Raw genomic sequence first — 23,551 nt, forward strand, 5'->3', positions numbered from 1 at the left:
TGTTTTTTTGATGATAATGAAGAAGAGAATGAAATGGACGGGCGCTTTTATTTTTATATGCATGCTTGTGCTGATTGCAAGACTTGCAGACATCCAGCTTATAAACACAGAATCTTTTGGGGAAGAAAACGTCAATCTCATTGAAGAGAGTGTAGGCCAAAGAACGCAGGAAGTTATGATCGACGACGGCCGCGGCCGGTTTGTGGACAGAAATCTGATTCCTGTCGGAAATTTTCAGGAATCCAAACTCGTATTGTTTCCGTTTTTGAAAAACATTGAGTGGCCAAAAGAAAAACTGGCGCGAATAACCGGATACTATGCTAATGAGCTTGAAAACATGCTTGAGGATGCTGACAAACCGCTGATTATGGGTTCTGCAGAAGGAATAACCTTGACTGAGTCCCAAATGGATAAGATCAATGACCTTGAGATTCCGGGGGTTTTCGCCATTTACCAGCAGGCAAAAAAGAAGGATGAAGCAGCAAATCATATCATCGGCATCACAGGAGAAAGCCCGGATGTACTTAGAGAACGCTACCCGGATAAAAAGGAGCTTTCCTCCAAAACGCAGGTCGGCTTTACCGGGCTTGAAAAGGCATTTGATGAATTTTTGCTTCCGGATGCAGAAACAAAGCTTTTATACCATGTGGACGGCGATGGAAATCCGCTTTTTGGCATAAACGTCAAGTATATCGCAAACGCAAATCCCTTTTATCCTGTAAGCGTCAAAACAACCATTGACAGCAGGATACAGAATATGGCGGATGAGATTGTCACGAAATACGGCATCAAAAAAGGGGGACTTGTGCTCCTGGACGCTGAAACGAGTGAAGTGCTGGCGATGGTAAGCAAGCCGGCGCTTGAAAGGTCAGACTCCGGTTCACACATAAACCATATGCTGACCCCGCAAATTCCGGGCTCCGTTTTTAAAACGGTCATTGCAGCTGCCGCGATTGAAAGCGGGCTGAAGCTGAAAAATTCGTATAATTGCCAGCTGGATATGTATGGTAAACATAACGATAATTCTGACATGGGAATCCTCAACTTCGAACGCAGTTTTGCAAGAAGCTGCAACTACACGTTTACAACGACAGCTGACGAACTGATCAAAAAAGACAAACAGTCCATTGAAGAATTTGCAGGGAAATTAGGTCTGACTGAAAAAAATGGCTGGAGCGGAAATGTGTATCATTATAACCAGTTCAGGCAGTTTCCTGAAGAGAAGTCTCCTTCTATTTGGGATGACCCGCGTGATAAAGGAGCGTTTCGTGCTGTGGCGCAGACGGCAATCGGACAGAAAAACGTCCGCGTAACCCCGCTTGCAGCAGCGAACATGATGGCGACGATTGCGCGCGGAGGAGAAAAAAAGCAGGTGAAGATTGCTGACAGCATTCTTTATAAAAACGGGACAACCATGTTTGAATTTCCGGATCAGGATATGGAAGGTGACGGCATCTCTCCTTATACAGCATCCAAACTGCAGCATTTGCTCAGGCTGGTTGTAACAGATAAGGACGGGACCGGCAGAAGATTTCAGTCGCTGCCATTTGAAGTTTCGGGGAAGTCAGGCACGGCTGAAACAGGACATAAAACTGTCCACAAATGGTTTGCAGGCTATTTTCCTTCAAACAATCCCAAATATGCCCTTGCGGTTGTTGAACTGGATACGCAAAGTGAAACATCCTCGGCCAACAGCATCTTTTATGATGTCGCAGCTGAATTATCCCGATTAGAAAATGCTTCTACTAGATAGAATTGCAATCTAATGATAGAATAAGACAGAATGTTAGAGGGATAAAGGAGTGTAATGCACTTGAGCAATCTAAGTAAAGGATCACGCTTTGAAAACCGTGATAAACGCCGGAAAGCAAATGTTGTCCTGAACATTTTAATTGGAATTGTAGCCATTTTAATTCTTGTCATTGGGTCTCAGCTTCTGCTTGGCGGGAATGACAGCGAAAAGGCGTCAGAAAAAGCAAACGAAGAGACGGCATCAGGTACCGTCAAGAATGATGAGAATAAAGGACAACAAGATAAAGAAAAAGAACAAGCTGAAGCGTCTGAAGAGAACAGCGAAGAAAACGGCACAGAAGATGCAGATGAAGCTGAAAAAGAAGAACCTGCCGAAGAAAACGGCGAAGAAAATGAAGAAGCCGGAGAACCTGTCGTAACAGAAGGCGATCCGAATTCAAACACAGATCAGATTATTGAAAATCCAGGCTGGAAACCGGTCGGCACTTCTCAATCTGAGCCTCACGTTGCCCAATATGACAAAAGCTCACAGGACTGGGCAGAAATGATTCAGGCCATGAGCTATGCTACTGGACTGAGCGAATCAGATATGACCATCTGGTTTATCGGAAACAACGGCAGTCCGAATGATGCAAAAGGAACCATTTCTTCAAAAGACAAAACACAAAATTACAAAGTAGAGATTACCTGGGTTGAAAATGAAGGCTGGAAGCCGGTCAGAGTCGAAAAACTGAAACAGCCTGAAAATTAACAAAAGGTGAGACACTCGTCTCACCTTTTTACTTTGCCTTAAAATGGACCGCAGCGCTGTAAAACCGTCTTCCTTCTTCACTTACATGCATCTGGTGGGAAACCGAATGCACCTCAAGCAGAATTGCTTTATTGATCTCAATCTGCTCGCTGATCTTCTTCTCAAGATCTGCAAGCTTCTCTGCCTCGAAAAATTCCACTTTATCTTTGATGAACTCCAGTTTAAACATACTATATGCCTCCAATATATTCTTCTGCCGCTATGTAATAACGTTATATAAGTTTTAACCTTAGTGGATTGCACCGGAAAGCACTTGACTCCTTGTCCGGCTGCAGCGCTCAGGCTCCTCTGTCAGAACAAAATCCCCCAAAAAGGCGGGACCCGGACTTTTCAGGTGATTTCTTATCTGACTGCCGGAGCAAAACGGGCGCTTCCGCTTTTCTATAGAATATCTCATAAAATACCCTTCTGGAAAGTCTTTTCATTGCCTGTTAAACAAACCATGTGGTAAATTAAGAACAGTTCTATTTTTAAATCATAGTATACACATAGGAATTATTTAAATTATCATCGAAGGATTGGTGCATGATGGGAAGAGAATTTGTAGAACTATTTGAAGATTGGGCTCACTCGTATGATTCGACAGTAGTCGGACATGATGAAGAATATAAAGAAGTGTTCAGCGGCTACAGCGGCATTCTTGAAGCCGTAGCATCCAGATCAGGAAAATCCGTCCTCGAATTCGGAGTCGGAACCGGCAACCTGACAGCAGAACTGCTGCAAAAAGGAAAGCAGGTCTACGGAATCGAACCTTCAAAGACGATGAGAGAAAAAGCAGCTGAGAAGCTTGGAAACAAGGCTCAGATCAGCGACGGTGATTTTCTCACCTTCCCTGTTCCAGAAGGGAAAATTGACACGGTTGTAAGCACATATGCTTTTCATCATTTAACAGATGAAGAAAAAGAGAAAGCTGTCGCAATTTATGCCCGTCTTCTCGGCAAAGGTGGTAAAATAGTGTTTGCTGACACAATGTTTGAAGATCAGGAGGCTTATGAGGCCATGATCGAAAAAGCAAAAAAACAGCACTACTTAAACTTGGCAGCCGACCTTGAAACAGAATATTACACGACACATTCAGTCATGCGCGGCATCCTTGAAAAACATTCATTCACTGCCGACTTTACGCAGCTCAACGAATTTGTGTGGCTGATAGAAGCCGTAAAAAAATAATACCGGCCGCGTTTCAGGCTGATGCCGGCCAAAAACCCCTTTTGAAAGGAATGGAACAATAAATGAAAGCAGCTATCATTGGAGCAATGGAAGAAGAAGTTTCTATTTTAAGAGATCAGCTTGAACATGCAAAAACCGAAACCATCGCAGGAAGCGAATTTACAACTGGAACATACAGCTGGATGGACGTCATACTGCTGAAATCAGGAATTGGGAAGGTGAATGCTTCAGTAAGCACCGCAATCCTGCTTGACCGTTTCAAACCTGATGTGGTCATTAACACAGGTTCAGCTGGAGGTTTTCATCATTCCCTGAATGTTGGAGACGTAGTCATTTCTACAGAGGTGAGACATCACGATGTAGATGTGACAGCATTTAACTACGAATACGGTCAAGTGCCCGGCATGCCGGCTGCTTTCCTTCCGGATGAAAAGCTGGTTGCAATTGCTGCCGAGCAGGCTCAAGAACAGGAAGGCATTCAAGTTGTGAAAGGTCTGATTGCCACCGGTGATTCGTTTATGAATGATCCTGAAAGGGTCGCATACATCCGAACAAAATTTGAAGACCTTTACGCTGTTGAGATGGAGGCTGCGGCAATAGCCCAGACTGCCCATCAATTCGGCGTACCGTTTGTCATCATCCGCTCCCTGTCTGATATTGCAGGTAAAGAATCGGATGTATCATTCGAACAATACTTGGAAACAGCTGCGAAAAATTCTGCAGAGCTCGTTTTAAGCATTGTCCGTGCATTAAAAAGCTAAAAACAGAGGGGATCGCAATGATCCTCTTTTTTAAGGATAACAGGATAAGAGTGCAGACATTCTTATCACAGGAGTGGACAGAATGAAAGTCGTAAAAGGCATTGAAGAACTGATCGGCAGAACGCCTCTGATGGAATTGACACAGTTTCCGCTTCCAAACGGCGTACGGCTGTTTGCAAAACTGGAGTTTATGAATCCGGGCGGCAGCATTAAAGACCGTCTTGGCGCAGAACTGATAGATGAAGCACTAAGAACAGGCAAAGTAAAAAAAGGCGGAACGATCATTGAACCGACCGCGGGCAATACGGGCATCGGACTTGCGCTTGCCGCAATCAGCAGGAATGTAAAGGTGATTGTGTGCGTTCCTGAAAAATTCAGCATGGAAAAACAGGATCTCATGAGAGCGCTCGGGGCAGAAGTTGTAAATACCCCGACTGCAGAAGGGATGAAGGGCGCCATTAAGAAAGCGCATGAGCTTTGTGAGAAGATACCCGGATCATACTGCCCTCAGCAGTTTGGGAATCCTGCAAATCCGCTGACGTACTATAAAACGCTTGGACCTGAGCTGTGGGAGCAGCTCGACGGGAAAATCGATGTGTTTCTCGCAGGGGCAGGAACCGGCGGAACATTTATGGGAACGGCGCAGTATTTAAAAGAGGTAAACCCCGGTGTGAAAACCGTTATCGTTGAGCCGGAGGGATCGATTTTGAACGGCGGAGAATCCGGACCGCACAAAACAGAGGGAATTGGAATGGAATTCCTCCCGGATTATATGGATGAAACGTATTTTGACAGTATTCATACAGTCATGGACACGGACGCGTTTAAAAGAGTGAAAGAGCTTGCCATGAAAGAGGGTCTTTTAGTCGGAAGCTCAGCAGGTGCAGCGATGCATGCAGCGCTTCTTGAGGCAGAAAAAGCCGCCCCGGGCTCACACATTGTGACGATCTTTGCTGACAGCAGCGAACGGTATTTAAGCAAAAAGATTTACGAAGGAGGAATCTAGCATGAAACAGAAAACAAAAATGATTCACGGAGGCATTGTCGGTGACCCGCACACAGGAGCGGTATCAACACCTATTTATCAGGTAAGCACCTATAAACAGGATGGGGTCGGCAATCACAAGGGATTCGAGTATTCACGCACAGGAAACCCTACCCGTCATGCTTTGGAAGAGCTGATCAAGGACCTTGAGGGAGGTCATGCAGGTTTTGCGTTTGGTTCAGGCATGGCTGCCATAACAGGTGTCATGATGCTTTTCGACAGCGGAGATCATGTGATTTTAACTGATGATGTCTACGGCGGAACGTACCGTGTAATGACAAAAGTTCTGAACCGTATGGGCATTGATTCTACCTTCGTTGACACAAGTGACCTCTCTACAATTGAAGCTGCGGTAAAAGAAAACACGAAAGCCCTGTTCATCGAAACACCGACAAACCCGCTTCTTAAAATTACGGACGTTGAAGCAGCAGCGGCAATTGCGAAAAAACACGGACTGCTGACAATCGTAGACAACACGTTCAGCACGCCATACTGGCAAACCCCGCTTTCAATGGGAGCTGACATCGTCCTGCACAGTGCAACAAAATACATTGGCGGACACAGTGACGTAGTCGGAGGCCTTGTAGTCGCAGGATCTGAACAACTGGCAGAAGAACTTCACTTTGTTCAAAACTCGACAGGCGGAGTACTTGGTCCTCAGGATTCATGGCTTTTGATGCGCGGTATTAAAACACTCGCTTTACGTATGGAAGCACATGAGAAGAATACGGCAGCAATCGTAGATTTTCTAGTTCAGCATCCGGCAGTTGAAAAAGTATTTTACCCGGGACTTAAAAATCATCCCAATCATGAAATCGCGAAAAAGCAGTCAGGCGGATTCGGCGGAATGGTTTCGTTTGATGTCGGCAGCGAAGAAAAGGCAGAAGAAGTTCTTTCAAAAGTAAAATACTTTACTTTGGCAGAGAGTCTTGGCGCAGTTGAAAGCCTGATTTCAGTTCCGGCTAAAATGACGCATGCATCCATTCCTGCAGAGCGCCGCAGAGAGCTTGGCATCACTGATGGCCTGGTCCGGATTTCCGTGGGCATTGAAGATGCGGAAGACCTTGTTGAAGATTTGAAACGTGCATTAAACTAATTCCTCTGTTGCCTGAATTTGCCTGCATCATTGCCTGCTCTGATATGTTAAGGTTTTTATAGACACATATTCAGGCAGGTGATTGGTTTGAATACAAAACAGGTAAAGCACTTAATGACAGACTTTAAGAGATATGCTTTTGTCCTTCTTGCAGTCAGCGTATTTTTATATATCGGCATGCTCATTCCTGCAAAGGGAGGGCAGCCTGGCGACATTCAGGAATACACGATGATGGGCACAACTGCACTTTTCCTGATCGGAGCCTTTTACTGCTTTAAACGGTCTCTCGATTATAAGAAACAGCTGGATGAACAGGACCAGGCATAGTCTTCTACTATAAATATAAAAAGAACCCGTTCTCTGAACGGGTTCTTTTTATTGGTTAAGCACCTTGCTCTTTAAGATGGATTCATAGATCAGCTTTGCACCATGAGGAGTCATATGATTTCCGGACGGGTCAATGATTCCTGATTTCAGCAGCAGTTCATCGGAGTCGCCTCCTGCAGCCTGCACCATAGTAGTCCAGTTGTCAATTAAGGTGATGTCATTTTTAAACGCAATTTCACGGGTAATGTCATTATAGGAATTATGCCAGTTCCGTGCCCCGTCTGTATGGGAATAGAGTTTTTTCGGATATCTCGTGTAGTAAAGCTTATCATGGCCGTTTCCTTCAACGATAGGAAGGCATGTCATCAGAACGGGCTTTCCGCCGTTCTTTTTAATCTCATTTACATAATAAAGCAGATTTTCCCTGAAGCGGCTGTGTGTGACTTTTGGCTGCCCATTTGGCAGAATCACAGCATCATTCGTTCCAAACATGATGAAAACAAGGTCGGGTTTTGTGTTCAGCACATCCCGTTTAAACCGCTTTCTTGCATCCTCGGTCGTTTCTCCTCCAATTCCTGCATTATGAATGAACGTCTGTCCATCGTTTACGGGGAGAGTGGATTTGACCAGGTTTACCCATTTATCTGTATCCTGATAATTTCGAATGGTCCAGTTTGCTCCGCGCGTGTTGCTGTCGCCAAAGGCTACAATGGTATATCTATCTGAACGGTTTCCGCAGCTGATCAGCAGCAGAAAAAACAAAAGAAAAGCGGCTAGAGACAAATATTTTTTCAAAAAAACAACCTCCAACATAAGATGGCTAAGGGCTTGACAGCACCAGCATTCATTATTGATGAAAAAGAAGGAAGAATCAATAGAGTTTTCAAAAATGTCATAATGTATGCGCTTAATTTTTGGTGAAAAAATGGAAGGACTTCCGCAATCTTTCGTAGTACAGACACTTTCACACCCTTCCGGACATAGACTTGATTATAGGCAGCTGCCTACAATCTGTTCGTGGAGGTGGGTCAATGTCAGGAGTTTTAGCTGCATTAGGGTACTTATTAAAAGAGCTGGTTTTTTTAGTATCTTATGTCAAAAACAATGCCTTCCCTCAGCCATTGTCAGCCAGCGAAGAAAAAAAATACTTAAGGCTGATGGCAACAGGGGATGAGCATGCCCGTAATATGCTGATCGAGCACAATCTGCGGCTGGTGGCGCACATCGTCAAGAAATTTGAGAATACAGGCGAGGACTCGGAGGACCTTATTTCAATCGGCACGATTGGTCTGATAAAAGCAATTGAGAGCTATTCAGAAGGCAAGGGCACAAAGCTTGCTACGTATGCGGCAAGATGTATTGAGAATGAAATCCTCATGCATCTGAGAGCATTAAAGAAAACCAAAAAGGATGTCTCCCTTCATGATCCGATCGGCCAGGATAAAGAAGGGAATGAAATCAGCCTGATTGACGTGCTTAAATCTGAGTCAGAAGACGTCATCGATACCATTCAGCTGAACATGGAACTTGAAAAAGTAAAAGAATTTATCGATATTCTGGATGAGCGGGAGAAAGAAGTGATTGTAGGCAGATTCGGCCTTGACCTGCAAAAAGAGAAAACGCAGCGCGAAATCGCTAAGGAACTGGGCATCTCAAGGAGCTACGTGTCGAGGATCGAAAAGAGGGCACTCATGAAGATGTTCCACGAATTCTACCGGGCGGAAAAGGAAAAAAAGGGCCAGCAGAAGGGCCGGCAAAAGGGGAAGGGATGAAAAAAGCGAAGATCTTTTTAAAAAGATCTTCGCTTTTTCGCGTTGGTTTATGAGATTTCGGTCGGCTCCGCTTTTCGTGGTGTCCAGCTCCATCAGCCAACTCCTCTGTCAGAACGGAATCGTCAAAAAAGGCAAAAAGCGCCTTTTCCGCCGCTTCCTTATCTGACTCCCGGAGCTAAACGGCTGATTCCGCTTTTCGTGGTGTCCAGCTCCGCCTCCTAGTCCTTCTGTCAGAACAAAATCGCCCAAAAAGTCAAACCCGGACTTTTCGGGCGATTTCTTATCTGACTGCCTGGCCTGAACAGTCGGCTCCGCTTTTCGTGGTGTCCAGCTCCATCGCCTAACTCCTCGGCCAGAACGGATTCGCCGCAAAAAGCAAACCCGGCTTTTTGCGGCGAATCCTTTTCTGACCTTCGGAGCTGAGCAAGGCGATTCCGCTTTTCGTGCTACGCGGTATCCTTCTCCACATTAAGGTGCATTCTGAGTTTCATTTGAATCATCATTTTCGCTCTCTCCTTTCGTTATTTAAGTATGGTTGGGTATTAGTTTCCGTTATACATTTGGAAGCATTTGTTCATCATGGCTTCATAAGATTTGTAGACCTGTTCTTCGTGGTGGATCTCTTCGATTGATTTTTTCCTGCGTTCGATTGTCAGGCTTACAAACAAAAGGTTGATCGTCATATAGTTTCACCTCCTGCTGTTTCTTGATGAGTTTGGCTGTGCATTAGATGCCGTTATACATTTGGAAGCATTTATTCTGCATGGCTTCATAAGATTTGAAAACTTGTTCTTCATGCTGCACTTGTTCAAGCGTCTGTTTTCTGCGGTTGATTGTAAGTGATACAAATAGTAAGTTGATCGTCATTTTTTCTCACCTCCTTGAAATGTTAAAAATGAGTTCAGGTTTTTGGTAAACGATACCGTTCCTTTCCGCTCCAGGGACAAGATTACCGCGGGGAGTGCCTGAAGCTTCCTCGCTGCGCTTGGGGGATCTTCAGTGCCCTCTTCATCCCGTAGAAAAGCGGAAGCGCCCGTTTTGTTCTGACAGAGGAGCCTGAGCGCTGCAGCTGGACAAGGAGTCAAGTTCCTTCCGCTGCAATCCACTGGAGAGGCTGTTCAAAATCCCCAGAGAACACAAAAACGCCGCAGGGCATACCTGTGGCGTGTCGCGTTTTATAAAAATGGACATAAAAACGCCGCAGGATGATGCTACTCAACCTGCGGCGGTAAGGACAATAGGATAATTACCGTTTACCAGTTCGGCCGAATAGACGTGTATTCAATTGAGCTGAATTAGATTGTGCTGACATGATTGACATTTGATTCGACCTCCCTTTTCATAGTTTTGATTACAATGGTAATTATATCCACTAACAGATAAATTGTAAACCCTTTTTTTGAAAAATAGGCAATATTTATTAAATGCGCTGACAATCTATGGCTATAGCCTATACAAATTAGTTGAGTATCACATAATTTAGAGGGAACAGCTCAAAAGGAGGTCTTACTTATGCGCTCATGCACACCATTCTACGGACCGCCTGCACCATATCCTTATCCTTATCCCTATGCACCTTATGCGGGCTTTGGCTATTGGTACGCTTTTATTGTCGTATTGCTGATCCTGCTGCTTGTTTTAGGAGGAGGCTATTACTACAATAACTATTACTGCAAATAGCCAAAAAAAAACACCTCAGCTGAGGTGTTTTTTACATTTTTCGGATTCTGAAGGATGAGATCATGCAAAAAGAAAGAATCATCAGAAGGAACATATAGAAATGCACTGGCATGAAGTCTTTCCATAAATAACTGAGCGTTGCAATGCAACCGGCTGCCGTTATTGGCAGGCCGCTGAAAAATCCGCAGTTTTCTGTAATGTTAAATCTGGCAAGTCTGAAAGCACCGCATCCTATAAATAAAACGGCGAAAAAAGCTCCCGGCGCCCCAAGTTCAAAAAGAATTCCTTTATAAATAAGTAGTGCCGGAGCAACACCAAATGATATAATATCACTCATTGAATCCAATTGTTTGCCGAGCTCGGACTCGATGTTGAATTTTCTGGCAACCATTCCGTCAAACCTGTCCGCGAGAGCAGCAAGAAAAATAAGCAGAAGACTCAGCTTCAGCACGTCGTTAAGAGTATAGATTATGGCGAAGCCGCCCAGGCCCAGGTTGACAAGGGTCAGCATGTTGGCGGTATTTGCTTTTATTTTTTTTAATGTGGCATCGATATAGCCTGCTAAAAACATAATGGCACTTCCTTAAGTAACATAAATGACCTATTCAGGCCTACTTTTATTCTATGCATGATATTGACAGTAGTAAAGATATTTTTTTGGAGGATGAGCATTGATAACAAGAATTTTCCAATGATTTCTTTAAAAAAGCATAAAAAAGAAGCATGAACATTTGATATTAACCTAAATCATGTGATTCGTCCAGGTTAGTCATCAATTAATGTTAATGCCGGGGCTGGTTTTAAATACGATTGAATTGACTCATGCTAAGGAAAGGCTTAAAAAAGGAGAGGAGCTGGCTTATTTCTCTTTTGGACCGGCTGCTGTTCTCCTTTTTGAAAAGAAAAGAGCGGCATTTGCAGAGGCTGGGGGAGAGAGGGTAAGGTTTTCGCGGGATTGGCTGTTAAGCGTTAAAGAAGGGAGCTTCACGTTTTAAAAGTCAGCCCGAAGCTTTTAAAACGTGAGTCAATGACCGGCGTTTGATCTCTTTTTTGATTAGTTCTATAAAATCTTCGCTCAGCTGCATTTCTGTCGCTTTATAGTAGGATTCAATGAGCAGTTCATCGGAAAGTTTTCTCATAGGATCGCCGGCTTGCCGGCTTGCACCTCCATTATGGAAATAATGTTCTATAAAATAAGCACCATGCATATACTTTTATGTTATTTTCTTCTAGTAAATTTAATCTAACACGAAAAATAAAATAGAACAATCGTTCTGTTATCCACAGAAGAAAGTGGATAAGCTGTTAATATCTTGTTTATAATCCTGCCAGCAGAGGAATCTATATGAGTGAACAATGTGAATAGACTTATCCACAGAACGGAAGGCCGAACATATTGTCGAAAAATTTACCGGATTTCTTCTGAATTTCTGCAGAACGCCAAGTTTCTTTTGAAAGAAAGATTAAAATCAGATATGATGTAGTTTGGCTAAAAAATGTCCGATGAGGTGTTTATAGAATGTTGAAATTATTTCTGCCGGGAGAGTACGTGAAGAATATTTATGAAATCTCTCCACAGGCGTTAAAAGACAAGGGAGTAAAAGGCATCATTACGGATCTTGACAACACCCTGGTAGAATGGGACCGTCCAAGTGCCACTCCGAAGCTTATTGAATGGTTCAAAGATGTAAAAGAACATGGCATCAAGGTTACCATTGTTTCTAATAATGTAGAGAAACGGGTGCGCTCTTTCTCAGACCCCCTTCAAATTCCTTTCATCTATAAAGCAAGAAAACCGATGGGCAAAGCATTCCGCAGAGCTCTGAAAAACATGGAGCTTGATAAAAAGGATGTTGTTGTGATTGGTGATCAGCTGCTGACAGATGTCCTCGGCGGCAACCGCAACGGTTTTCATACGATTTTAGTCGTGCCTGTTGCATCTACTGACGGTTTTGTAACGAGACTTAACCGCAAAATTGAAAGAAGAATTCTTGCTGTTCTGAAAAGAAAAGGCTTGATTCAGTGGGAGGATTAAACGTGACAGAGGAACAATTTGTCTGCATCGGCTGCGGTGTGAAAATACAGACAGAACATCCGGACGAGCTTGGATATGCTCCGGAGAGTGCTTTGCAAAAGGAACAGATCATTTGCCAAAGGTGCTTCCGCCTAAAAAACTATAATGAAATTCAGGATGTTTCCCTGACAGATGATGACTTTCTGAAAATCCTTCACAGTATCGGCGACACGAACGCACTTGTGGTGAAAATCGTTGATATCTTTGACTTTAACGGCAGCTGGCTGAGCGGCCTTCAGCGTTTTGTCGGAGGCAACCCGATTCTGCTCGTCGGCAATAAAGCGGATATTCTTCCAAAGTCGGTGAAGAGACAAAAATTGACCAACTGGATGAAAAGGGAAGCTAAGGAACTCGGATTAAACGCTGTGGATGTATTTCTGATCAGCTCTGCAAGAGGCCAGGGCATTCCGGAAGTCACTGAAGCGATTGAAGAGTACCGGAACGGACAGGATGTCTACGTGGTCGGCTGCACAAATGTCGGCAAATCCACCTTCATCAACCGCATCATTAAAGAGGTGACGGGGGAAAAAGATGTGATTACCACATCTCACTTTCCTGGCACAACTCTAGATCTCATTGAAATTCCGCTTGATGACGGATCAGCTTTATATGATACTCCCGGCATTATCAACCACCATCAGATGGCCCATTTCGTCGATAAAAGAGACTTAAAACTGCTGTCTCCAAAAAAAGAGATCAAACCAAAGGTTTTTCAGCTGAACGAGTCTCAGACTCTATTCTTTGGCGGTCTTGCCCGTCTTGACTATGTAAGCGGCGGAAGAACGTCTCTTACGTGCTATGTGCCTGCAGAAATAACGATCCACCGCACAAAGCTTGAAAATGCAGACGAGCTGTATGAACGCCATGCAGGAGACATGCTGACTCCGCCAAGAACAGACCAGCTCGGAAGCTTCCCGGAACTGACACCTCATGAATTTACAATTAAGGATGATAAGACCGATATTGTCTTTTCCGGGCTTGGATGGGTGACTGTCAACGAAGGAAACAAAAAAGTAACGGCTTATGCGCCTAAAGGTGTAAATGTTACATTAAGATCATCCTTAATTTAACGGGGAGAGATTCTTTTGAACAAAGTATACGGTCTTATAGGATGTCCGGTCGGACACTCCATGTCGCCGCTGATTCATAATGATCAGCTTCAGCATAAGAAAGTAAGTGCGGCCTATCATGCTTTTCATGTGGAAAAAGAACATCTTAAAGCTGCGGTTGAAGGTGCAAGAGCGCTTGGCATTGCCGGATTTAATGTTACCATCCCTCATAAAATTGCCATTATCCCCTTTTTGGATGAACTTGATCAAAGCGCAGAATTGCTTGGCGCTGTTAATACGGTCTTGAATAAAGAGGGCAGATTAATCGGGTATAATACAGATGGACAGGGATATTTGGAATCACTGAAGCAGCTGACGGAAAAGCCTCTGCAGGAGCAGAGGTATTTGATTATTGGTGCTGGAGGGGCTGCCAGGGCGATTTTTTACACACTCGCATCAGAAGGCGCATCAGTCATTGATCTTGCCAATCGGACGCCTGAAAAAGCCCGCTTGCTTATGCAGGAGTGTCCGCATAAGGTAAAGGGAAACGTCTTTTCATTAAACGAGGCGGAATCCCTTTTATCTGATTATGATGTCATCATTCAGACAACTGCCATCGGCATGCATCCAAATGAAACAGAAAAGCCCTTTGCGGCAAGCAGCATCCGAAAAGGGACGATTGTAAGCGACATCGTGTACAACCCGGTAAAAACCGCTTTTTTGACAGAAGCGGAAAAAGCAGGTGCGATAATCCTGAACGGGGTTGGCATGTTTGTTTATCAAGCGGCCCTTTCATTTGAAATATGGACCGGTGAAAAACCGGATACTGCAAGAATGAGTAAGCTGGTATTTGCACAATTAGGAGGAAATTCATGTTAACAGGAAAACAAAAACGCTTTTTGCGTTCAGAAGCTCACCATTTGAACCCGATTTTTCAAGTAGGCAAAGGCGGGGTCAATGACAATATGATTCAGCAAATCGCAGATGTGCTTGAAGCGAGAGAACTAATTAAAGTAAGTGTGCTGCAAAACTGCGAAGAAGACAGAGATACAGTTGCAGCAGCCCTTTCAAAAGGCGCAAGAGCTGAACTTGTACAGGTGATCGGCAATACGATTGTTCTGTACAAAGAGTCCAGAGAGAATAAGCAGCTGAAGCTGCCTAGATAACAAGGAGGCTGAAGGATGAAGAAGGTTGGGATATTCGGAGGAACATTCGATCCTCCTCATTTTGGACATTTAATTATGGCAAATGAAGTTCTAAGTGCTCTTCACCTTCACGAGATCTGGTTCATGCCGAACCAGAACCCTCCCCATAAAGACTCAGAAGAAATATCAGACAGCCTTCACCGCATGCATATGCTCAGGCTGTGTACAGAAAAGAAGCCGGAATTTAAGGTTCAGAGTATTGAGTTTGAGCGGATCGGACCTTCTTATACGTATGACACGATCGTCCTTTTGAAGGAACAATACCCTGACTGCTCGTTTTATTTTATCATTGGAGCGGACATGATCGAATATTTGCCGAAGTGGCATAATATAGACAAGCTTACTGAACTTGTTCAATTTGTCGGAGTGAAACGGGAAGGATATCAAACAGAGACAGCCTATCCTGTCTGTGAAGTCACTGCTCCGATCATTGAGATTTCTTCCACAATGATCAGGGAACGGTTCAGGCAGCGGCAATCAGCGGATTTTCTGCTGCCTGAAGAAGTGATAGGGTATATAGAGGAGAATCATTTATATGAATCGTGATCAGGCACTTGCTATTGTAAAAGAACAATTAACAGAACACAGATATGTTCATACAATCGGCGTGATGGAAACAGCGGCAGAGCTCGCTGAAAGGTACGGGGGAGACCTCAAAAAAGCAGAAACAGCTGCTATTTTTCACGATTATGCAAAATTCCGCAGCAAGGAAGAAATGAAGCAGATCATTACGGAGCAGAAGATGTCTCCTGATCTGCTGATTCACAGTCCTGAGCTGTGGCATGCTCCTGTAGGGGCTTACCTTGTGAAAAAGGAAGCGGGGATAGAGGATGAAGAAGTCCTTGATGCGATCCGCTATCATACCTCAGGCAGAGAAAACATGACGCTGCTCGATAAAATCATCTATGTGGCAGATTACATTGAGCCAGGAAGAATTTTTCCCGGTGCTGAGGAAGTGCGCAAAATCGCTGAAACGAATCTGAATCAGGCGCTGATTGCATCGATGAAAAACACGATCCTGTTTTTGCTGAAAAAAAATCAGCCCATCTATCCGCAGACTCTGCAATCATATAATTATTTAGTGTTTGAAGAAAAAGGAGGAACAAGCTATTGACTGGTAAAGAAACATTGGAAATCATGGCAAAAGCAGCAGATGATAAAAGAGGGGAAGACATTGTTGCCCTTAAAATGGAAGGAATCTCATTAATTGCGGATTACTTTTTGATTTGTCACGGGAATTCAGACAAACAGGTTCAGGCCATTGCAAGAGAGATGAAAGATCAGGCAGGCGAAAAAGGAATTAACGTGAAACGTCTAGAAGGCTTCGATGAAGCACGCTGGGTTCTGATTGACATGGGAGATGTTGTAGCTCATGTTTTCCATAAAGAAGAGCGGGGTTACTATAAGCTTGAAAAGCTCTGGGGAGATGCTCCGCATGAGAATCTGGAGAATGTTCTCGCTCCATGATCTATAAAGGATTCGCTGAAATTTACGATGAATTGATGAAAGACGTCCCGTACGGACAGTGGACGGATTTTCTTCATGAAAGAATGACGCGATATGGAAACGGAGGCAGCCGCATTCTTGATTTAGGCTGCGGCACTGGGGAGATATCCATCAGGCTGCAGCAAAAGGGATACGCTGTTACCGGCATGGACATCAGTGAAGAGATGCTTTCAGTCGCTTATCAGAAGACAGCAGAACTGGGTCTTGGCATCCAGTATCTTCAGCATGACATGCGTGAGAAAAGCGATCTGAATCAATCATTTGACGGTGTCTTTATCTGCTGTGATTCCCTGAATTATCTGCAGTCAAAAGAAGATGTCCAAAGTACTCTTAAAGCATCCTTTGATCAGCTGGCTGATGGCGGTCTGCTTATTTTTGATGTGCACTCATTATATAAAATTCATGAAATTTTTAATGGGGCTACTTTTGCAGGAAATGATGAGGATGTAAGCTTTATTTGGAACAGTTTCCTGGGCGATGAGCCCGGCAGCATCGAGCACGATTTATCCTTTTTTGTGAAGCGGGATTCTCTTTATGAGCGCTTCGATGAATTCCATATGCAAAGAACCTACTCCATTGACTGCTACAAAGATATGATTGCGGCTGCGGGGCTGGAACTGCTTGAGATAAGTGCCGATTTTTCGCAGGGTCAGCCTGACGAAGAATCCGAGAGAATCTTTTTTACCGCCCGGAAGAACGGGTCACTGGGTTAAGCCTTATCTGACCGCTAAAAAACCATCATTTTTTTGATGGTTTTTTTTCGTATGAAGAAGGAATAGAAGGCTGCTTGAAGAATGATTAGTATAGTCACTCATATCTCCCGAACTGTTCTCCCACTTCTTTCAGATCCTGATCGAATTTTTTATGGGTCCTCTGAAACAGGTGTTCAAAGACATCGCCCAGTTCTGATTCCATCACACTGATCCCCTCTCCCGTAACACCGCCTTTTACACACACCTTCTCCTGCAGGGTTGGCAGTGTATACCTCTCGCTTTCAAGCAATTTCCCAAGACCGATGACCATTTCACTTGTAAGCTGGACCGCCTGATTTTTTGTGATGTCTGTTTCCCTGACAGCTGCATCAATAAACCGCTGAAGCAGATAACTGAAGAATGCCGGCCCGCAGCTTACAATATCCGAGGAGACACGTGTAATCTGATCGTCAATTGTAAATGGATGAGAGATGGTCTGGAAGAGTTCTTCAATTTTCTTTCTCATATCCCCGCTGCATCTTCCGAACGTCAGCAGTGACACTCCTGACAGTGCCCGGTTTGTAATACTCGGTATAACACGGGCGACCTGACAGCTGACAACCGACTGCAGCTGCTCCACACTGATTGGGCTCGTTATGGAAATAATGCATTGATCATGCCGGAGATAGGGTGACAATTTCAGCAACAGGGGGTGAATATCAAGCGGCTTGACGCATATAAAAATAAGCTCAGCTTGGCGAGCAATTTCTTCGGGAGTTAAGTACAGGTTCAGTTTAGGATGCTCTTTTCTCAGGTTTGCCGCTTTTTCAAAGGTGCGGTTTGTAATATGAATGTCTGAGGGCTTAAGTGCATGAGATTCAATAAACGCTTCAATCAGGATCTTCCCCATATTGCCTGTTCCAATAAAACCTGCGTTCAATGTGTCATCCCCTCCTTTTATCATACTTACTCCTACACTTTATGAAATCTGTTTCCCAATTATGAATACAACTAAGGAGCTTAAAATGAAATTACTTAAAAAATATAAAATCGCTGTTCTGATTGCCGCTGCAGCTGCTTTTCTGTATGTTTATCAATCCCAGGAGCAAGATTCAGGGGGCGAGAAGGCAGAATTGCTTGATGAAGAGGCTTTATCAATGGAACTCGAACCTCCCGAAACCACACCCGATCAAAGTGCGGAAAGTCAGCCGGAGGAGCTCATTGTGGACGTGAAGGGTGAGGTGAAAGCGCCTGGCGTTTATGAAATGAAGCCTGGAGAAAGATACCATCATGTCATCGATGCTGCCGGGGGACTTACTGAACAGGCGGATGCTGCACAGATTAACCTTGCCGCACTGCTTGAAGACGGTATGGTGGTTCAGGTTCCGAAGATTGGAGAAATCCCGAATGAGCTCACTCAGCAGCCGGCAGGGGCAAATGCAAATGCTTCGAGCGGGGGAGGAGAGAAAGTGGTGAATCTGAATAAGGCGTCATCTGAGGAACTGCAGACTCTTACAGGGATAGGCCCGGCAAAAGCAGAGGCCATTATTGCCTACAGGGAGGAAGCAGGCGGCTTTAAAGCCGTTGAAGATCTTATGAATGTTTCAGGAATCGGAGAAAAATCGTTTGAAAAAGTGAAAGACAGTATTTCAGTAAAATGAATTGACTGCGTTTTAGAACTATCAGTACACTAGAAGAAGATCATGCACTTTTACAAATGGGGGATAATATGAATAGAATTTCCTGGAATCAGTATTTTATGGCCCAAAGCCACTTGCTCGCATTAAGAAGCACGTGCACACGGCTTGCAGTAGGAGCGACCATTGTAAGAGACAAGAGGATTATAGCAGGCGGGTATAATGGCTCCATTGCTGGAGGGGTGCACTGCATAGATGAAGGCTGCTACGTCATCGATAACCATTGTGTAAGAACCATCCACGCGGAAATGAATGCACTGCTTCAATGTGCAAAATTCGGCGTTCCGGCGGCGGGAGCAGAAATATATGTGACCCACTTTCCCTGCCTGCAGTGCTGCAAAGCTCTTATTCAAAGCGGTATAAAGAAAGTTTATTATGCAAAAAGCTATAAAAATCATCCTTATGCGATAGAATTGTTTGAACAGGCTGGAGTTGCAGTAGAGCAAGTGGAAGGCGAGACGGATTCACTTGAAGCGGAGCAAAGGGAGTTCGTAGAAGAACTTCTACAACATGTAAGTGCTGATGATGCGGATGCCCGCGACATGCTCATAAAAAAAGCAGACAAGCTTTTTAAAAGGTGAATATCTTGCAGATCTCTAAAATAAGCTATCAGGGAAGGCTTATCTATTTTGCGGCAGCATCCGGTTTAGGTGTTGCTGCTGCAAAATCTCCTGATCATCCCCATATGCTCATAGTGTTGTTCTTCTTCTTTTCCTATCTTCTGCTCCGTAAACAAAAGACCCTTTTCATTCTTACACTTCTCATGTTTATGTTCTTTACCATTTACTACACCCAAACCGACAATCGAAATGTTTCACAATTTACAGAAGGCAGAACCGTTTTCCGCGCAGCATTTTTAGAACCGCCTGAGTTTGACGGAAATCAGATGAAAGGCGTGATTCATGCGCATGGGGAGAAGCTGTCTGCGGTCTATTACGTTCAGTCTGAACGGGAACTTATGAACCTGGCCAAACAGATTGAAGCAGGCACCTCCTGCACATTTAATGGCCATCTGACGCATCCATTAAAAGCGACTGTGCCTAATGCGTTTGACTATCATGATTATTTGAGACATAGCAGAATCCACTGGATTATGACCCCAGATTCGATCAAAGACTGCTTCGGCGGGGCATCATCTTTTTTTGCAAAGCTGGCTGAGTACAGAGAAAAAGGGATTCAGTTTGCTGCCTCGGAATTTTCTCCCCAGTCAAGAGGCATTGCTGCGGCGCTGCTTTTTGGATACAGAGAGCTTATTCCAGAGGAGATCAACAAGGCGTACCGGGATTTGGGCATCATCCATTTGCTGGCGATTTCGGGACTGCACGTCAGCATTCTTGTTTCCTGCTTTTACTTCATTCTCATACGCTCAGGTGTGACACATGAATGGGCTGCCCGTATTCTTCTTCTGCTGCTTCCCGTATACAGCCTGCTTGCAGGCGGGGCTCCGTCTGTCCTGAGGGCTGCCGGCATGAGTATGATTTATCTTGCGGTTAAACAGCTGAAAGTAAAGCTCACGGCTGCTGATGCGATTTCCATTGCATTTATCGTGATGCTTGCCTCAGATCCCTATTATTTATTTAACATCGGTTTTCAGCTGTCCTTTGCAGTCAGTCTGGCCCTTCTTTTATCCGTTAAAATTTTATCCTCATTTTCAAGCCGTCTGCAGCAGCTCACAGCTGTATCAGTGATTGCACAGGCTTCCTCTCTCCCGATCATTCTGCACAGCTTCTACCAGGTGTCAGCGGTCAGTGTGCTGGTGAATCTGTTGTTTGTGCCATTTTATTCAGCGGTCGTCCTTCCACTTTGTATTGGCTCTTTTCTCTTAAAAGCGGCTGTTCCTTCTGCAGGGGCAGTGCTGATTGGAGTGACAGATGCCGTCATTTCCATCAGCAATGATGCGGCGCTGCTTGCAGGCAGTAAATATTCTTTTATGCTTTTATTCGGGAAGCCATCATGGCTGATGCTTTCCCTTTACACGATGTGCTTTTGCTTTGCTGCTGCAGCATATGAACGGAACTTCCTTTTCAGCCGGCTGAAGGGGCCGGCAGCAGCCATTTTTCTGCTTCTTTTCCTGCAGCATCAATCTGCACACTTCCAGGCAGAAGGGGAGGTTGTCATTCTGGATGTCGGTCAGGGTGATTCCATATACGTGTCTGCGCCTTATAATCAGGGAACCTACCTGATTGATACCGGAGGCATCCTCTCGTTCAGCAGGGAAGCCTGGCAGGAAAAACGGTCGTCCTACTCCATAGCCGAGGATACGCTGGTGCCATTTTTAAAATCTAAAGGTAAGAAGACGCTCGATAAGCTGATTTTAACTCATGGGGATGCGGACCATGCAGGTGAAGCGCTGAAGCTTCTAAATGAAGTGGAGGTAAGGGAAATCGTCGTTCCAAAAGGATTTATCAGAGGGGATTTTGAAAAAGAAATTGTGGATGAGGCTTTGGCAAGAGGGATAAAAATAACCGCTCTTAAAAGCGGAGATGTTATGGATGACAAATACTTCAAGTGGAAAGCATTATCACCTGCAGAGCTTACAGACAGTGAAAACGATGATTCGCTTGTTCTGTACGCGGAAATAGGAGGACTGAAGTGGATTTTTACCGGTGATCTTGAACATGAGGGGGAGAAGCGGATCCTCGAAGCCTACAGGGGATTACGGGCGGATGTTCTGAAAATTGGCCATCACGGAAGCAAAGGTTCCACTTCTGTTCCCTTTCTTCAGCAGCTGCAGCCCAAGATAGCCCTGATTTCGGCCGGAAGGAAAAACAGATACAATCATCCCCATCCGGAAGTGCTGAAACTCCTTGAGCAAAATGGGACCAAAACATACCGGACGGACCGGGATGGGTCAATTGCTTATAAATTTAAGGGGGACAATGGAACATTTTCTATCCACCCTCCATACGATAGCGTATCAGGAAAGGATAAATGAAAAAGAGACTGCCCGGCAGCCTCTATGTAAGGGTTGTCATGAACCGATTAACTTAATAACAGTTGCCATGATGAAGATCGTGGCGAAAAAACCGAATGATACAACAAATCCCACTCCAGAGTCTACAGCGTCGTTGCGTTTACTTTGAACATTCTTTTCAAATTCATTCACAATTTACCCCTCCTATTATGCCTTATAGTATAAGTCAAATCCGTCAAAAAATCTATCATTTTCCAATCGCCCATTTGTCAACACTTTACACCTATAGAAAGATGGGGACAAGAGGAGACTATAAGAAATCAGATCGATCGCCAGCCAGTATGTGGAACCCGGGTCATGTGCGGCGGCGTTTATATAAATCAGGGGACTTGTCATCAGGTTCCCTGTTCCATTTGGCTTTTCCTCTTGAAAAAAAAGCAAAGGACCTATACGATGAGAGAAGCATGATGGAAACTGGGTGATTACATGGTAGTAAATGTCTGGAAAGACCTGAAAAATAAAAAGCTGAAGCCTGTATATCTGCTGCTGGGCAAGGAATCCTATCTACTTCAGGAAACCCTTCAGCTGATCATAGATGCTGCACTGGAACCGTCCGAAATGGATTTTAATCTTGCGCAGTACGATTTATCGGAAACGCTGCTTGAAGCTGCAATAGAAGATGCTGAAACGCTTCCGTTTCTCGGTGAGCGGAGAGTGGTTATTTTAAAAAACCCGGCGTTTTTAACAAGCGAGAAAAAGAAGGAAAAGCTTGAGCACCGCATTGAAAAACTTGAGGAGTACGTAAAATCTCCTGCACCTTATACCATTCTTGTGATTGCAGCTCCGTATGAAAAGCTTGATGAACGGAAAAAAATCACAAAAGCCCTGAAAAAATCAGCCGAAACGGTTGAAATGAACGGATTTTCAGAAGGTGAAACGAAAAAATGGATGAATGAACTGGCGGAAACGCATGGCATCACTCTTCAAAACGAGGCCCGGGACATGCTCTATATGCTGACTGCCGGAAATCTTATGGCCATCTCGCAGGAGCTTTCAAAATTGAGTACATATACAGGTGAAGGCGGAACCATTACAGCGGACACGGTATCCTCTTTAGTGGCGAGAACACTTGAGCAGAATATTTTTGAACTAATTGAAAAAGTTCTCCGCAAAGACCGTGCGAAAGCGATGCAGATCTTTTATGACCTGCTGAAAGCAAACGAAGAACCGATTAAAATTCTGTCCCTTTTGATCAATCAGTTCAGGCTCCTGCTGCAGGCTAAGGAGCTTGCAGCACTTGGCTACGGACAGCAGCAGATAGCAGGGAACCTCAAAGTGCATCCTTTCAGAGTCAAGCTTGCTCTGGCGCAGGCACAGCTGTTTCAAAGCAGCGAGCTTGCAGCCATCATGAATGAGCTGGCAGAAGCTGATTATGTCATGAAAACGGGAAAGATGGATAAGAAACTGACCATTGAACTGTTTCTTCTGAAGCTTTTTAACAGTAAAAATGCATAAAAAAAATCCTCTTCCCGTGAAGAGGATTTTTTGCATTATGCTGAAAGACCGTTTACAGATTTCGTTAAACGAGATTTGTAACGAGCAGCAGCGTTTTTGTGGATAAGTCCACTTTGAGCAGCTTTGTCAATTCTTTTAGCAGCTACAGATAGTGCAGCTTTAGCATTGTCAGCATCGTTGTTAACAATAAGAGCTTCTACTCTTTTGATAGCAGTACGCATAGCAGATTTGATTGTAGCGTTGTGTGCATTGCGCTCAGCGTTCGTTTTTGTGCGTTTGATCGCAGATTTGATGTTTGGCATTCGTTTCACCTCCTAAAAAGCATTCGAGATCTATTATACTCGATATTTTCATCAACAATAAGAACAAGTGATATTTTATCAAACGGGAATATAGAATGCAATATAATTGTAAAGGAAAATCTCGCAGCCGTTTTCCTCCTGGAATGAAACGTTCCAAAACCGGTAAAAATAAGGAATAAATCT

At 44.3% G+C, this 23,551-nt stretch carries 30 protein-coding genes and 1 pseudogene; 22 read left to right on the forward strand and 9 right to left on the reverse strand.

Annotation, left to right across the window (positions count from 1 at the left end):
* Positions 1 to 10 precede the first annotated feature (10 nt).
* Positions 11 to 1,753, forward strand: coding sequence for a peptidoglycan D,D-transpeptidase FtsI family protein (locus ACTSEZ_RS14065; RefSeq protein WP_369734789.1), 1,743 nt, complete (start codon positions 11 to 13; stop codon positions 1,751 to 1,753).
* 54 nt (positions 1,754 to 1,807) lie between these two features.
* The gene (locus ACTSEZ_RS14070) at positions 1,808 to 2,503 is read left to right on the forward strand and encodes a YrrS family protein (protein ID WP_369734791.1); all 696 of its coding nucleotides are present in this window, start codon (positions 1,808 to 1,810) and stop codon (positions 2,501 to 2,503) included.
* 28 nt (positions 2,504 to 2,531) lie between these two features.
* Here ACTSEZ_RS14070 and ACTSEZ_RS14075 read toward each other — a convergent pair whose 3' ends face one another.
* Complete coding sequence (locus ACTSEZ_RS14075; RefSeq protein WP_369734792.1) at positions 2,532 to 2,732, reverse strand: DUF2536 family protein; 201 nt, start codon at positions 2,730 to 2,732, stop codon at positions 2,532 to 2,534.
* Between the two features lie 359 nt (positions 2,733 to 3,091).
* On the opposite strand from ACTSEZ_RS14075, the gene ACTSEZ_RS14080 reads away from it, so the two are divergent.
* From ACTSEZ_RS14080 to ACTSEZ_RS14100, 5 genes are all read left to right on the forward strand, one after another.
* Entirely contained in the window at positions 3,092 to 3,733 is a 642-nt protein-coding gene (locus ACTSEZ_RS14080) for a class I SAM-dependent methyltransferase (RefSeq protein ID WP_369734793.1), read from the forward strand.
* Between the two features lie 62 nt (positions 3,734 to 3,795).
* The gene (gene mtnN / locus ACTSEZ_RS14085) at positions 3,796 to 4,494 is read left to right on the forward strand and encodes a 5'-methylthioadenosine/S-adenosylhomocysteine nucleosidase (protein WP_369734794.1); all 699 of its coding nucleotides are present in this window, start codon (positions 3,796 to 3,798) and stop codon (positions 4,492 to 4,494) included.
* Positions 4,495 to 4,576: 82 nt separating this feature from the next.
* Positions 4,577 to 5,500, forward strand: a complete 924-nt coding sequence (locus ACTSEZ_RS14090; RefSeq protein WP_369734795.1) for a PLP-dependent cysteine synthase family protein — start codon at positions 4,577 to 4,579, stop codon at positions 5,498 to 5,500.
* A 1-nt stretch (position 5,501) separates the two neighbouring features.
* Entirely contained in the window at positions 5,502 to 6,635 is a 1,134-nt protein-coding gene (locus tag ACTSEZ_RS14095) for a bifunctional cystathionine gamma-lyase/homocysteine desulfhydrase (protein ID WP_369734796.1), read from the forward strand.
* A gap of 78 nt (positions 6,636 to 6,713) precedes the next feature.
* Entirely contained in the window at positions 6,714 to 6,962 is a 249-nt protein-coding gene (locus tag ACTSEZ_RS14100) for a YrhC family protein (RefSeq protein ID WP_369734797.1), read from the forward strand.
* 48 nt (positions 6,963 to 7,010) lie between these two features.
* Here ACTSEZ_RS14100 and ACTSEZ_RS14105 read toward each other — a convergent pair whose 3' ends face one another.
* Complete coding sequence (locus tag ACTSEZ_RS14105; protein WP_369734798.1) at positions 7,011 to 7,775, reverse strand: SGNH/GDSL hydrolase family protein; 765 nt, start codon at positions 7,773 to 7,775, stop codon at positions 7,011 to 7,013.
* A gap of 218 nt (positions 7,776 to 7,993) precedes the next feature.
* On the opposite strand from ACTSEZ_RS14105, the gene sigK reads away from it, so the two are divergent.
* The gene (gene sigK / locus ACTSEZ_RS14110) at positions 7,994 to 8,734 is read left to right on the forward strand and encodes an RNA polymerase sporulation sigma factor SigK (RefSeq protein WP_029279504.1); all 741 of its coding nucleotides are present in this window, start codon (positions 7,994 to 7,996) and stop codon (positions 8,732 to 8,734) included.
* A 542-nt stretch (positions 8,735 to 9,276) separates the two neighbouring features.
* Here sigK and ACTSEZ_RS14115 read toward each other — a convergent pair.
* Both ACTSEZ_RS14115 and ACTSEZ_RS14120 read right to left on the reverse strand, forming a co-directional pair.
* The gene (locus tag ACTSEZ_RS14115; protein WP_081414169.1) at positions 9,277 to 9,417 is read right to left on the reverse strand and encodes a YrzI family small protein; all 141 of its coding nucleotides are present in this window, start codon (positions 9,415 to 9,417) and stop codon (positions 9,277 to 9,279) included.
* 43 nt (positions 9,418 to 9,460) lie between these two features.
* Positions 9,461 to 9,601 carry a YrzI family small protein gene (locus ACTSEZ_RS14120; RefSeq protein WP_081414168.1) on the reverse strand — a complete coding sequence of 47 codons (141 nt, stop codon included), beginning with the start codon at positions 9,599 to 9,601 and terminating at the stop codon, positions 9,461 to 9,463.
* Positions 9,602 to 10,246: 645 nt separating this feature from the next.
* Here ACTSEZ_RS14120 and ACTSEZ_RS14125 point away from each other — a divergent pair.
* Positions 10,247 to 10,414 carry a hypothetical protein gene (locus tag ACTSEZ_RS14125; protein WP_282032982.1) on the forward strand — a complete coding sequence of 56 codons (168 nt, stop codon included), beginning with the start codon at positions 10,247 to 10,249 and terminating at the stop codon, positions 10,412 to 10,414.
* Between the two features lie 31 nt (positions 10,415 to 10,445).
* On the opposite strand, the gene pssA is transcribed toward ACTSEZ_RS14125, so the two are convergent.
* Positions 10,446 to 10,985, reverse strand: coding sequence for a CDP-diacylglycerol--serine O-phosphatidyltransferase (gene pssA, locus ACTSEZ_RS14130; RefSeq protein ID WP_369734799.1), 540 nt, complete (start codon positions 10,983 to 10,985; stop codon positions 10,446 to 10,448).
* A gap of 223 nt (positions 10,986 to 11,208) precedes the next feature.
* On the opposite strand from pssA, the pseudogene ACTSEZ_RS14135 reads away from it, so the two are divergent.
* Positions 11,209 to 11,409: pseudogene (locus ACTSEZ_RS14135) on the forward strand (phosphatidylserine decarboxylase); the annotation flags it as partial.
* A 3-nt stretch (positions 11,410 to 11,412) separates the two neighbouring features.
* Here the strand turns inward: ACTSEZ_RS14135 and ACTSEZ_RS14140 are convergent.
* Entirely contained in the window at positions 11,413 to 11,553 is a 141-nt protein-coding gene (locus ACTSEZ_RS14140; protein WP_369734800.1) for a sporulation histidine kinase inhibitor Sda, read from the reverse strand.
* 380 nt (positions 11,554 to 11,933) lie between these two features.
* On the opposite strand from ACTSEZ_RS14140, the gene ACTSEZ_RS14145 reads away from it, so the two are divergent.
* The 8 genes from ACTSEZ_RS14145 to ACTSEZ_RS14180 are packed head-to-tail and all read left to right on the forward strand — an operon-like array spanning position 11,934 to position 16,961.
* Positions 11,934 to 12,449 (forward strand): YqeG family HAD IIIA-type phosphatase, encoded by a 516-nt coding sequence (locus ACTSEZ_RS14145; protein ID WP_369734801.1) that lies wholly within the window; start codon positions 11,934 to 11,936, stop codon positions 12,447 to 12,449.
* 2 nt (positions 12,450 to 12,451) lie between these two features.
* Positions 12,452 to 13,558, forward strand: coding sequence for a ribosome biogenesis GTPase YqeH (gene yqeH / locus ACTSEZ_RS14150; RefSeq protein WP_369734802.1), 1,107 nt, complete (start codon positions 12,452 to 12,454; stop codon positions 13,556 to 13,558).
* A gap of 15 nt (positions 13,559 to 13,573) precedes the next feature.
* Entirely contained in the window at positions 13,574 to 14,416 is an 843-nt protein-coding gene (aroE, locus tag ACTSEZ_RS14155) for a shikimate dehydrogenase (protein WP_369734803.1), read from the forward strand.
* On the forward strand, positions 14,410 to 14,703 hold the full coding sequence (yhbY, locus tag ACTSEZ_RS14160) for a ribosome assembly RNA-binding protein YhbY (RefSeq protein WP_029279516.1): 294 nt from the start codon (positions 14,410 to 14,412) through the stop codon (positions 14,701 to 14,703). Before aroE ends, yhbY begins: the two co-directional genes overlap by 7 nt.
* 15 nt (positions 14,704 to 14,718) lie before the next feature.
* Positions 14,719 to 15,288, forward strand: a complete 570-nt coding sequence (locus tag ACTSEZ_RS14165) for a nicotinate-nucleotide adenylyltransferase (RefSeq protein WP_369734805.1) — start codon at positions 14,719 to 14,721, stop codon at positions 15,286 to 15,288.
* Positions 15,278 to 15,856 (forward strand): bis(5'-nucleosyl)-tetraphosphatase (symmetrical) YqeK, encoded by a 579-nt coding sequence (yqeK, locus tag ACTSEZ_RS14170; protein WP_369734807.1) that lies wholly within the window; start codon positions 15,278 to 15,280, stop codon positions 15,854 to 15,856. The genes ACTSEZ_RS14165 and yqeK overlap by 11 nt, the downstream gene beginning before the upstream one ends.
* The gene (rsfS, locus tag ACTSEZ_RS14175; RefSeq protein WP_503129025.1) at positions 15,853 to 16,209 is read left to right on the forward strand and encodes a ribosome silencing factor; all 357 of its coding nucleotides are present in this window, start codon (positions 15,853 to 15,855) and stop codon (positions 16,207 to 16,209) included. Before yqeK ends, rsfS begins: the two co-directional genes overlap by 4 nt.
* On the forward strand, positions 16,206 to 16,961 hold the full coding sequence (locus ACTSEZ_RS14180; RefSeq protein ID WP_369734808.1) for a class I SAM-dependent DNA methyltransferase: 756 nt from the start codon (positions 16,206 to 16,208) through the stop codon (positions 16,959 to 16,961). The genes rsfS and ACTSEZ_RS14180 overlap by 4 nt, the downstream gene beginning before the upstream one ends.
* A 94-nt stretch (positions 16,962 to 17,055) precedes the next feature.
* On the opposite strand, the gene comER is transcribed toward ACTSEZ_RS14180, so the two are convergent.
* Entirely contained in the window at positions 17,056 to 17,880 is an 825-nt protein-coding gene (gene comER, locus ACTSEZ_RS14185) for a late competence protein ComER (RefSeq protein WP_369734809.1), read from the reverse strand.
* Positions 17,881 to 17,965: 85 nt separating this feature from the next.
* Here comER and ACTSEZ_RS14190 point away from each other — a divergent pair, with 85 nt between their 5' ends.
* The 3 genes from ACTSEZ_RS14190 (at position 17,966) to ACTSEZ_RS14200 (ending at position 21,572) form a co-directional block, all read left to right on the forward strand.
* A complete protein-coding gene (locus ACTSEZ_RS14190) occupies positions 17,966 to 18,601 on the forward strand; it encodes a helix-hairpin-helix domain-containing protein (RefSeq protein ID WP_369734810.1) in 636 nt (211 codons plus the stop codon).
* 68 nt (positions 18,602 to 18,669) lie between these two features.
* Entirely contained in the window at positions 18,670 to 19,218 is a 549-nt protein-coding gene (locus ACTSEZ_RS14195; RefSeq protein ID WP_369734811.1) for a ComE operon protein 2, read from the forward strand.
* Positions 19,219 to 19,223: 5 nt separating this feature from the next.
* Positions 19,224 to 21,572: a DNA internalization-related competence protein ComEC/Rec2 gene (locus ACTSEZ_RS14200; RefSeq protein ID WP_369734812.1), complete on the forward strand. Its 2,349-nt coding sequence runs from the start codon at positions 19,224 to 19,226 to the stop codon at positions 21,570 to 21,572.
* A gap of 36 nt (positions 21,573 to 21,608) precedes the next feature.
* Here ACTSEZ_RS14200 and ACTSEZ_RS14205 read toward each other — a convergent pair whose 3' ends face one another.
* Positions 21,609 to 21,743 carry a YqzM family protein gene (locus ACTSEZ_RS14205; protein ID WP_029279532.1) on the reverse strand — a complete coding sequence of 45 codons (135 nt, stop codon included), beginning with the start codon at positions 21,741 to 21,743 and terminating at the stop codon, positions 21,609 to 21,611.
* A gap of 294 nt (positions 21,744 to 22,037) precedes the next feature.
* On the opposite strand from ACTSEZ_RS14205, the gene holA reads away from it, so the two are divergent.
* Positions 22,038 to 23,066 carry a DNA polymerase III subunit delta gene (gene holA / locus ACTSEZ_RS14210; RefSeq protein WP_369734813.1) on the forward strand — a complete coding sequence of 343 codons (1,029 nt, stop codon included), beginning with the start codon at positions 22,038 to 22,040 and terminating at the stop codon, positions 23,064 to 23,066.
* A gap of 35 nt (positions 23,067 to 23,101) precedes the next feature.
* Here the strand turns inward: holA and rpsT are convergent, their stop codons facing one another.
* Entirely contained in the window at positions 23,102 to 23,368 is a 267-nt protein-coding gene (gene rpsT / locus ACTSEZ_RS14215; RefSeq protein ID WP_029279536.1) for a 30S ribosomal protein S20, read from the reverse strand.
* Between the last annotated feature and the right edge of the window lie 183 nt (positions 23,369 to 23,551).

The sequence above is a fragment of the Metabacillus mesotrionivorans genome (assembly GCF_052171315.1).
Taxonomy (GTDB): domain Bacteria; phylum Bacillota; class Bacilli; order Bacillales; family Bacillaceae; genus Bacillus_P.